3 protein-coding genes and 1 pseudogene are annotated in these 2985 nt (G+C 35.0%); all 4 read right to left on the bottom strand.

Features of this window, described 5'->3' with window-relative positions; all coding sequences use genetic code 11:
* On the bottom strand, nt 1–757 hold a 757-nt coding region (locus B4C08_RS08935; protein ID WP_296664614.1), incomplete at its 3' end, for an ATP-binding protein.
* Between the two features lie 97 nt (nt 758–854).
* Nucleotides 855–1907 carry a restriction endonuclease subunit S gene (locus B4C08_RS08930; RefSeq protein ID WP_296664612.1) on the bottom strand — a complete coding sequence of 351 codons (1053 nt, stop codon included), beginning with the start codon at nt 1905–1907 and terminating at the stop codon, nt 855–857.
* On the bottom strand, nt 1907–2785 hold the full coding sequence (gene fic, locus B4C08_RS08925; protein WP_296664610.1) for a protein adenylyltransferase Fic: 879 nt from the start codon (nt 2783–2785) through the stop codon (nt 1907–1909). The genes B4C08_RS08930 and fic overlap by 1 nt, the downstream gene beginning before the upstream one ends.
* Nucleotides 2786–2985: pseudogene (locus B4C08_RS08920) on the bottom strand (cell filamentation protein Fic); the annotation flags it as partial.

The raw sequence follows: 2985 nt of genomic DNA, 5'->3' as shown, positions 1-2985 counted from the left end.
ATGAATGAAGATGAAAAACAACATAAGCCTTTTCAAGCAAATCCACATATTTTTGAACAGTAAGAGTATCAATTCCCAAAAGATTTCCAAGTTCATTGAATGAAACTTCACTTCCGACTTGCAAAGCAAGGGCTTGAACTAGCTTTTCAATTACAGCCGGCTTCCTAATATCTTGAAATTCAAAAACATCCTTATAAAGATAACTTGAAACAATATTAGAAAGAATTTCTTTTTCTTCACCGGGATTATTTACAACGTCAGGATAAAAACCATAGACGAGTCTATTTTCAAGCCGTTTCATTTCATCAAGCATATTTGAATTTAAAACAAGTTCATTTGTAGAAAAAGGAAAAAGATTATATTCAAACTTTCGCCCGGTCAAAGGCTCATTTATGGTATTTGACAAATCAAGGGAAGAAGAGCCGGTTACAGCAATTTGAACTTCTGGAAAGTTATCATGCAGAATTTTAAGCTTAAGCCCAATATTTTGAATACGCTGAGCTTCATCAATAACAATGAATTTGGAGCTGCCAATAAGAGATTTAAATCGGGAAGAAGATTCTTCGGATAAGATTTTTCTAACTTCAACCTCGTCACAATTCCAATACTGAACAGAATTGTTTTCAAAATTTTCAGAAAGGATTTTTCTTAACAGAGTAGTTTTTCCAACCTGACGAGGTCCAATCAGAATCAGAACCTTGCCGCTCCCTATTTTTCCCTCAAGAACTTTCTGCAAATCTCGCTTGATTTCTTTCATATACGAGATTATACGACAAGCAACCAATGTAATCAACAAAAATTATAATATTTATTGATTATAATCGAAAATTATTATAATTTTTATTGATTTTTTATTAGAAATTATCTTTCCTCTGCCTTGCAATCTGTGAAACAATCAGCTGTTTTAGTTGAGCAAGTTTTTCAAGTTCTTTTCTATTTAAATCATAGACATTCATCAATTTTGAAGCAGATTTTTCAAAATTCTTGACTTCAGTTTCTTCAAAGAAAATTGGAATATTTTTAATATCTGTCTGAGTTATCAAAGGTTGTGTAGAACCTCTATTCAGTAATCCATAATCAATATTTTTCAGTATGAAATATGAATATTCGTAAAAATTACTTTTTATAGTTAAAGTGTTATCAGAACACCAACATTTACAATTAAATCTTTGGACTTTTCCGTGAGTGCCTACACGCCCGATAACTAATGTTTTATCATCATAATTATATGAACTGATATATCCCATAACGCTGCCAGCTCCAACAAGGGGAAAACTTCCTTCTTGCATATTTTCAGGCCTTTTTCCGGAATTTATTGTTGCAATATCTTCAAATGCTGTATTTTTTTCCTTATCTTTCGTCATTTTATCAAACAAGCATCGCGCCGTTGCTTCCAGTTTTTCATTTATCTTCTGTTTAATCTTGATGCGGTTTTCTACTGCGTTGTAGGCATCTACGATTTTCTGCTGCTCTTCGAGTGGAGGAACTGGGAGTTTCATGTCGCAAATATCGTTCCAAGCGATTCCACCTCGAACATTTCCATCTGTTCTGAACCAGCAATTTCTGTCGAAATCTTTTCGTCTGAAAACAAGCATTAAATATTCTGGCACTACAATCTTATCATCTTTGATTTTAAACATAAAATATGCAGGAGAAACTAAAGCTGGAACATCTTTTTGATATAGAGCAACAGGAAGTCTTTCATCTCGACCAACATGCATTGGATTACACGCAAAATCGAACTTTCTGATTATTTGATATTTTGATAAGTCAGTTCCAATTGTATTTGCAACAGAAGGCATAAAATCTTTATCAATAGTAATTCCAAGAACTTCTGTAGTTTCAAGACTTTTATTTCTTTTATCAACAAGTTCAATTATTTCACCCAGTTTTTTCAATTCACTCATCATTCCGCCTCTTCATAGTAATACGAATAGTCAATGCCTTTCATAAACATCTCACGGTCATTGATTTTATCTGTCAGGGCATTGTTCAAAAGAAATTTGATTTTTGAAGTGTCGCAGACGCTCTGTTCCATTGCCTCAAGATATTCTTTTTTGTTGATTTTGCTCCAGTCTACGCATTTTTTTAGGCTGCGCTTTAAAATCAAATCCAGCCAGATTCTTGTTGTTCTGCCGTTTCCTTCGCGGAACGGATGGGCAATGTTCATTTCCACATATTTTTCCGCAATCTGCTCAAATGCTGATTCCGGCATTCTTTCGATTGAAGCCAAAGTCTGTGGCAAAAATTCAGCCGTGGCAAACTTAAATCCGCCTTTGGAAATATTCACAGTGCGGATTTTTCCTGCAAAGTCATAAAGCCCGCCAAAAAGATACGCATGAATCTGTTTTAAGCCGTTTATTGTTCCAACCTCAATGCTTTCCAAAAGGGAGCTTTCAAAAAGCGCATAAGCCTTTGTCTTGCTTTTGCCGTCAATTGTTTCGTCAGAATAATTAAACCATTGGATGAATGGAGCAGACTTATTGTTAGGGAATTTTTTTGCAAGCTCAATTACCTGATTGTAGTCCATTACATCGGTTTTGTATTTTTTGCCGTCCGCTGCCGTTAATTTCAGTTGGTTAGTGCCACTACCCAACTGGATGTTTTCTCGCTTTAGTTTTGCCTTTAAATATTTCCAGTAGTTTCGATTTTTTTCATAGTCATCCTGCTCATTCAATACGCCGATTATATCAAGCACACTGAACCACCATTTGGAATTTTCCTCATCCCAAACTGCCCGGACTTCTCTATCATTAAAAAATCGGATTGAAATCTTTTCACTCATCTATTTCTTCTCTACACCTTTTGCTTCTTTTTCCAAAGTCAGTATTGTTTCTAAATATGCCTGTTCGACTGGGGAAAGATTTTTCTTAATGTATTTTTGATATTCCTTTTCGGCTTTTTTAAGAGCCTGTTTATGGCTTACAGAGCCTGCGCCTTCCAAGATTTCTTTTCCTGTGCCGGAAAGAATTCTGTCCAGCTGCT

It is taken from the genome of Treponema sp. UBA753 (assembly GCF_002297325.1).
In the GTDB taxonomy this organism is placed as follows: Bacteria; Spirochaetota; Spirochaetia; order Treponematales; family Treponemataceae; genus Treponema_D.
The sequence above is the reverse complement of the archived record's forward strand: the minus strand, read 5'-3'. Positions and strand labels throughout refer to the sequence as shown.

What these genes read in the sequence shown, in the direction of transcription:
- fic (WP_296664610.1), bottom strand. Translation starts at nt 2,785, where the DNA reads ATGAGTGAAAAGATTTCAATCCGATTTTTTAATGATAGAGAAGTCCGG.
- B4C08_RS08930 (WP_296664612.1), bottom strand. Translation starts at nt 1,907, where the DNA reads ATGAGTGAATTGAAAAAACTGGGTGAAATAATTGAACTTGTTGATAAA.